Below are 7,228 nucleotides of genomic sequence, written 5' to 3'. Positions count from 1 at the left end.
ACGGACCACCTGAGGTGGTCAGAAAATGATCGCTGACGCGATGGTTGTGCCACTCTGAGCCCTTCAACCGCTCAGAGACGAATTGATCAGCGATTCCCTTACGTCCGATGAACTGAGTGGCAGCTAGTTCCAGCGCAGAAGATACGTATGGCGTTGTGACGAAGTAATTCGAAAGCTTTTTGTCTGCCTCTGCATCAGAGGCGCCAAGCTTGATATCACCAAGCGTAACTTTATGTTCTGGCGAGATCGGCATTTTTCCTCCAAAAAAATTTGAGGTTGGGCTTCTATTTTGCGGTTTAGTAGTTCATTTGGGTGTCCGCTTTGGGCCGTAACCGGCCAGCTCTCATGCCTTCTCATGACCCTACTGATGGCTTACCCCCAGTTACGACGCGCCTTAAACTTCTCTGCTCTTTTACAAGGCCGATCCACCCAGCACCCCGACCACTAATCTCTCTTCTAATTCTCACCTCCCGGCGCGTTGTCGACTCCCCTCCCCGCCTGCGCGCTAAATGGGTCGGTTTCCTTGTACCTACGCATCAGGGCGCCAACCGCGCCAATACTGGGGCGCGGCATGGTTTCGGGGCACCGAAGTAAGCTGCACTTGCTGCATCCAGCCCCCTCCTCCTTGCACCCCGTAGGGTACTGACCCGTGTTACCGGCAGCGATCCACAGCGCCGGTGGCCATCAGGTGCCCTGTTCGGCCCGTTCTCAGCCGAGCAGGCATCACCCTTTGGCGAATTAGTGTTCACTTTTATCACGGATAATCATGATTACAAAGACATACAAAAGTATGCACGGGATCGCGCTGGCCTGGTCAGGCACGAGGGCCGGGGGTGATCACACTGCCATCGGGGAATGCTCTCAGTACCGGCTGATTGCCCGATAGGCTGAAAGGAAGGGGCGTTCGATTCGAGCCGGATGGCGGCCCCTGCCCGCGCTCTGGCGAGTGAAGGGCCTTGTGGCCGTGACCACCCTACAAAAAGACCCCGCCTTGGGCGGGGCCTTCTGCTGTTGTCAGGGGTATGGCTGCGTGCTGCCGGGTACGTACGCCATAGAAGCTGCCAGCTCCATCACATCTGCGTGCGCGCAGGCGCACCATGGGCAGCCTGGTAGACCGGGCTGTCGCTCACGGGGGTAAGCGAGTCGGGATACTGCGCGTCTGCCGGATGCGAAGGAATGCTCGGCACGCCGGGGGCCGAAGTCCCTTGAAGACTGCCGATCGTCGATCGCTTGAAGGGCTTGCCGGGAGTGCTCGGGGAGGATCAGGTGGCGCCCGCGGCAGGACTCGAACCTGCAACCCACGGCTCCGAAGGCCGTTGCTCTATCCAGTTGAGCCACGCGGGCGCTTTGATCGCCAGAGCGATCGGCACATATTCTAACGGCTCCTGGCGTATCTGGATACCCACTGCCCGGCACGAGCCGCTGTGCCCGATCCGGTTGCCTGACCGGTAGAGACTGGTGCCCGCCTGCCGGGTCGGCATGGCGCGCTGGCAGGGGCGAATGTTCTCCTTCATGCTGGAAAATGCCCAGGGCCACATGGACTGCTTTCATCTGCCACCGCCTCGAGTGGTGGCGCCGGGCAGTCAGCCCGCAGCCTGAAGGCCGCGAGCCCCGGCCGGTTGCCGAACGTTCAATCCATCGCACGGAGCGCGATACCACCCCACCATGCCGATTCCCGATTTCCAGTCGCTGATGCATCCGCTGCTGCTGCTGACCGCCGATGGTCACGATCATCTGCTGCGCGAGAGCTACACACCGCTGGCGGAGGCCTTCGAGCTGAGCGCCGCCGAGCGCCATCAGCTCAACCCCAGCGGTCAGCAGTACCTGTTCAACAACCGGGTCACCTGGGCGGCCAGCTATCTGCGCAAGGCGGGGCTGCTGACCTCCCGCGGGCGCGGGGTGGTCGCCATCACCGAGGCGGGGCAGCAGGCACTGGCAGAGACGACGCGGGTCGACCTGGCGTATCTGATGCGCTTCGACTCCTTCCGCGAGTTTCGTCGCCGTACCAACGGCGCCGCTCGTGCCCAGCGGGCTCCGGCCGCCGATGAGCTCGACGGCGAAATGGAGAGCCTGACCCCGCTGGAGAGCATGGAGGTGTCATGGCGGGCGATCCGCGCCGATCTGGAGGGCGACATGATCGAGCGGATGCAGCAGATCCATCCGGCGCGCTTCGAACAGCTGGTGATCGATGTGCTGATCACCATGGGCTACGGCTGCGGGCAGGGTTCGGGGCAGAGCGTGGGCCAGAGCAGCGATGGCGGCATCGACGGGGTGATCAACGAGGACCCGCTGGGGCTGGAAACCATCTATCTGCAGGCCAAGCGCTGGACGAACCCGGTGGGCCGGCCGGATATCCAGAAGTTCTCCGGCGCGCTGGCCGGCCGCCGCGCCCGCAAGGGGGTGTTCATCACCACCTCGCACTTCACCCGCGAGGCCCAGGAGTACGTGACCCAGCTGGAGACCCGCCTCATCCTGATCGACGGCCAGCAGCTGGCCCGGCTGATGATCGATCACAACGTGGGCGTCACGACCGTGGATCGCTTCGAGATCAAGCGGCTGGACAGCGACTACTTTTTGGATGAGTAACCGCTAGGAAGCCGACCATCCCGAAACGAGCGGCCATGCATTATGGTCATTGAATGCTGTAACCACCATCGATGACCAGATTGGCTCCATTAATCATGTCAGCGGCGTCGCTGGCGAGATAGAGTGCACAACCGGCGATCTCTTCTGGATAAACAAAACGTCGGGCGGGAATCTTCTGTTTCATCTGCTCCCCGACTTCACCTGCCCAGGCTTTCTGCCCAAGCTCGGTCAGCGCTACGGTCGGTGAGATGGCGTTCACGCGAATATTATGTGGTCCCCATTCGCTGGCAAGCGTCTGGGTAATGCTGACTACGGCCGCCTTGCTGGCACAGTAGGCCAGGTGCTTGTCCAGCGCCACCACGGCAGCCTGCGAAGCCATATTGATAATGCGTCCACCACCCTGTTCAAGCATGTGCCGTCCCACCGTCTGGCAGAGCAGAAACACGCCCTTGAGATTGACCGCCATGGTGGCATCCCAATCTGCCTCTGACAGTTCCTCGGCGGGCGCCAGAGCCACGATACCGGCATTGTTAACCAGTGTATCGATGCCGCCCAGGACGCCGACCACTTGCTCAACACAGGCCTCTACGTCGGCGGCCGAGGTAACATCTCCCTGCACGGCAATCGTGTTGCCGCCGATTTCCCGGGCAGTCTCGTGAACGCCCTCGCTTCGATCGAGCAGCGCTACACGAGCCCCCTTTTCTACATAGAGCTCTGCAATGGCCCGCCCAATGCCTGCCGCGCCACCACTGATCAGTACTCGGCGCCCGGTCAATGAAAAATCCTTGCTGTAGCCTTTGTATTCCATGGTGCTGTTACTCCTGTTGGCATGGCCGGTTCAGCGGCGGCGCCGACCAAGTTGGCGGCGCCGCGAGGCCTCACTGCTGATTACCATAATCACCGGAAGCGAGATTGCGACGGATCAGCTCGGGCAGCTCATCCAGAAACTGCTCGCGATTCTTGTACATCTGTCGATAGTACTGTTCGGCGTTTTCCTGGGTGACGATAGGCATACCGATGAAAATCTCCTTCGGCACTTCCTGGCCCCGAGCTGCATTGACCGCCACTTGGAGTGCCATCCCCAGTTGCAGCGGCGCGTTTTGCAGATTGGACATCAATTGATGGCCCGCAGCTACATTCTGTAAACCAGCCTCGATACCGTCGATGCCGACAATCGGGATGTCGTTGATGCGACGCTGACGCATGGCGCGAATAGCCCCTACCGCCATATCGTCGTTTTCCGAAATCACACCATCGATATCTTCGCCATAGCGTGACAGCCAGGAAGCCATGATGTTGTAGCCCTCTTCGCGCTTCCAATCGCCAGGGCGCTTGGCAAGCACCTTGACCTCAGGGTGTTCGGCCAGAACGTTTTCAATGCCCTTGGTCCGATCAATGGTACCCGACTGCCCTAGCGGCCCCTGGAGAATCACCACATTGCCTTTACCGCCTATCTTCCTGATCAATGCGCGGGTCTGATTCTCACCCGCGGCTATGTCATCCGGACCAACATAGGAATTGAGATACTGCTTGCCGGGGTCGAATACCTTGACGTTGGTACCGATAACCGGAATGTCACGTTCGCGTGCTTTTTTTATCTGCGGCCCCAGTGCGGCCGAATCGACCGGATCCACTACGATGGCATCCACACCTTGGGCAATGAACTGATTCATTTGCGCTACCTGGGAGGCTACCGAGTTGTCAGCGCTGGCCCAGCGTAGATCGACATTATTGGCGCGGGCGACTGCATCGACTCCCTCACGTCCCGAGGAGACCCACCCGGACATGGCATAAACGGTATAACCGATGGTCAGCGGCTCCTTGTTTTCCTGCGTCTCACTCTGCTGAGCCTGGGCGACCCCCATCAGCGACAGACCGCACATCGCAGCTGCACCGACTGCCAGTTGCCTGAACCACTTTGCTCTTCTCATGATTGTTCTCCCCTTCGGGATGGTTGGCTTGCATTCCGTGCATGGAAAACGGTCGTTCAGACCAGTTTCCGACGGCTGGCTACCGTGTCGAGGAACACGGCAAGGATGATGATGAAACCGCTGATAATGTGCTGATAGAACGGCGAAACATTGAGAATTGTCAGACCGTTATCAATGGTCCCCAACAGAATCACACCAAACAGCGCACCGGCGATTGAGCCTCGTCCGCCAGCCAGACTAATACCACCGATCACTGGCGCTGCGATGGCGATCAACTCGTAGCCGGTTCCGGTCGTGGCGATGCCAGCGGTAATCTGTGAAGCCAGCAATACGCCAGCCAGACCTGACAGCGCTCCCGAGATCATGAAAGCCGAGATCAGTACTCGCCGAATCGGAAGACCCGCAACGAAAGCAGCCTGAATATTACCGCCCACTGCGTAGACGTAACGTCCCAGCCGCGTGCGTGATAGCGTGAGCCAAAGCAGAAAGAAAACACCGAACAGGATATAAATCGGAATCGGAATACCAAACCATGAGTAAACCGAGATATCCAGAAACTCCATGTTGTTAATGGATATCTGCTGACCGTTGCTCAGGACATATCCGCACCCGAGTGCAATCGACAGCGTGCCGAGGGTGGCGACAAAAGCGGGAATGTTCAGCAGTGCTACGGCGATACCATTGAATGTCCCGATCACAATGCCAGCCGCCACACCGCCCAGTATCGCCATCAGCGCCCATCCAAGCCCCGAATGGCCGTCCAGAATGAGAGCTGCCACCACACCGGCCAACCCCACCACACTGCCTACCGAGAGATCGATCCCGCCTGACAGCACTACCACCCCCTCACCGAAGCCAATCAGGGCGTAAACTGATATCAACATCAGAATCGAGATAATGTTGTAAAAGGAGATGAACTGTGGCTCAACGATCGCCAGTGGCACCACATAACAGGCAAAGGCGATCCAGACCACCAGCGAGGCCAGTCGGGTGCGATTGAAGATTGCACCGATGGCTTTTGTTGAGCGGGTGCTGGCTGCGTTCTCCGTGTGGGCTGTACTCATGGCGTGCTCTCCTTGGAATCGGTCGAACGTGCAGAAGCTCAGGCGCCAATAGCAGCGCGCACGATCTCTTTTTCATCGAACTCATGGCGCTCGAAGGTCTGGCACAGGGCCCCTTCGCGGAAAACGGCAATACGGTGTGAAAGTGTCATTAACTCCGGTAGCTCGGAGGAAGAGACGACGATGGCAATACCCCGCTGTGCCAGGTCGACAATGATTTCGTAAATATCTGCCTTGGCGCCTACGTCAATACCGCGAGTGGGCTCATCGAGCAGCAGCACCTGTGGGCTGTCGGCAATCAAACAGCGTGCTACCAGCACCTTCTGCTGATTGCCGCCGCTAAGCGACGCAACAGAAGTGCGCGCACCACCGTATTTGGTGCGTAAACTTTCCAGTGCCTCACGGCTGATGTTCTCTTCACGTCCGCGCCTGACCCACCCGCCGGGCCCGGTAAAACGCGTCAGATTCGACAGGATGGTGTTCTGGGCGATGTCCAGCGACAGTACCAGCCCCGCTTCCTTCCGATTCTCCGGAATATAAATCAGCCCGCGCTTGAGTGATGCCGAAGGAGAACGGTTATCATAGTTCTGCCCTCCCATCACGACTTCCCCGGTACGCGCGGGATGGAGGCCGTAAACCGATTTGAAAAAGGCCGTACGACCCGAACCGGCAATGCCGGCTAATCCTACAATCTCCCCCGGGCGCACGCTGAAAGCGAAGCCGGTTTCATACTCCTCATCAGGCTGGCGTGTGGCATAGCCGCTGACTGCCAGTGCGGGCTTGCTAGCCGTTACTTCAGGTAGCTCCAGATGCTGCTCGGCCAGTTCGCGGCCGACCATGGCGCTTATAATCTCGTTCGAGGAGAGCTTTTCGATGGGGGCTGTCAGCGTAATCTGTCCATCGCGAAGCACTGCAATGTCATCCGCCATCTGCTCGACTTCATCCATCTTGTGGGTAGTAAAAACTACCGCAGTGCCGGCAGTGCGCAGACGTTTGACGATTTCAAACAGATGTCGGGTTTCATTGCGGGTCAGCGAGGAGGTCGGCTCATCGAGCAATAGAATGCGCGGCCGGCGGTGCCAGGCACGAATGATCTCGACGATCTGGGCATAGGAGAGACTGATCTGCTCGATGCGGTCACTGGCCGATACCGGAATATCGAATTCGTTAATCGCATCCTGAGCCTCTTTCAGCATGTGCGATGACTGTAAAAATCCGCCCATGCGGCCCCATCCTGTCAGCTCCCGACCAAGGAAGATGTTCTCGGCCACAGTCAGATGTGGTACCAGTGAGAGCTCCTGGGTAACGATTTCGATACCGCGCGCCTGACCAGCATTGGGGGAATACTCGACCACCGTTTTGCCATCCACGGCGATGGTGCCCTGCGACGGCGCCAGCAGACCGGCCAAGATACCCAGCATGGTGGATTTACCGGCGCCATTTTCTCCCATCAATGCCGTTACCCGCCCCGGATAGAGAGACAGCCGGATGCCATCGAGCACAACCGAAGTGCCGAAACGCTTGCTGATATCACGATATTCAACGATTGGCTCGATGGACGCCGCTACAGAATCAGCCGTGATCTTATCCGCCATAAGGCACCTTTTGTTCGGGTCATACCAGCGCCAATAGCACTCCAGTCGGCGCACT

The 7,228-nt window shown here is 58.8% G+C and carries 7 protein-coding genes and 1 tRNA gene; 2 read left to right on the top strand and 6 right to left on the bottom strand.

The window, feature by feature from the left end; all coding sequences use genetic code 11:
• A partial coding sequence (locus C7446_RS16255; protein ID WP_211327828.1) for a hypothetical protein occupies window positions 1–253 on the bottom strand: 253 nt, incomplete at its 3' end.
• Window positions 254–1,267: 1,014 nt separating this feature from the next.
• A tRNA-Arg gene (locus C7446_RS02565) sits at window positions 1,268–1,344 on the bottom strand.
• Window positions 1,345–1,479: 135 nt separating this feature from the next.
• Between C7446_RS02565 and C7446_RS16875 the strand changes: the two genes are divergently transcribed.
• On the top strand, window positions 1,480–1,599 hold the full coding sequence (locus tag C7446_RS16875; protein ID WP_425454097.1) for a hypothetical protein: 120 nt from the start codon (window positions 1,480–1,482) through the stop codon (window positions 1,597–1,599).
• A gap of 66 nt (window positions 1,600–1,665) precedes the next feature.
• Window positions 1,666–2,586: a restriction endonuclease gene (locus C7446_RS02560; protein WP_121170959.1), complete on the top strand. Its 921-nt coding sequence runs from the start codon at window positions 1,666–1,668 to the stop codon at window positions 2,584–2,586.
• A gap of 46 nt (window positions 2,587–2,632) precedes the next feature.
• On the opposite strand, the gene C7446_RS02555 is transcribed toward C7446_RS02560, so the two are convergent.
• The 4 genes from C7446_RS02555 to C7446_RS02540 all read right to left on the bottom strand — a co-directional run bounded on the left by C7446_RS02555 (window position 2,633) and on the right by C7446_RS02540 (window position 7,173).
• Window positions 2,633–3,394, bottom strand: coding sequence for an SDR family oxidoreductase (locus C7446_RS02555; protein WP_121170958.1), 762 nt, complete (start codon window positions 3,392–3,394; stop codon window positions 2,633–2,635).
• 70 nt (window positions 3,395–3,464) lie between these two features.
• Window positions 3,465–4,517 carry a substrate-binding domain-containing protein gene (locus tag C7446_RS02550; protein WP_121170956.1) on the bottom strand — a complete coding sequence of 351 codons (1,053 nt, stop codon included), beginning with the start codon at window positions 4,515–4,517 and terminating at the stop codon, window positions 3,465–3,467.
• 56 nt (window positions 4,518–4,573) lie between these two features.
• Window positions 4,574–5,581, bottom strand: coding sequence for an ABC transporter permease (locus C7446_RS02545; protein ID WP_121170954.1), 1,008 nt, complete (start codon window positions 5,579–5,581; stop codon window positions 4,574–4,576).
• A 38-nt stretch (window positions 5,582–5,619) separates the two neighbouring features.
• Window positions 5,620–7,173, bottom strand: coding sequence for a sugar ABC transporter ATP-binding protein (locus tag C7446_RS02540; protein WP_121170952.1), 1,554 nt, complete (start codon window positions 7,171–7,173; stop codon window positions 5,620–5,622).
• Window positions 7,174–7,228 lie beyond the last annotated feature (55 nt).

Origin of the sequence: Kushneria sinocarnis (assembly GCF_003633775.1) — a bacterium.
Taxonomy (GTDB): domain Bacteria; phylum Pseudomonadota; class Gammaproteobacteria; order Pseudomonadales; family Halomonadaceae; genus Kushneria; species Kushneria sinocarnis.
The sequence above is the reverse complement of the archived record's forward strand: the minus strand, read 5'-3'. Positions and strand labels throughout refer to the sequence as shown.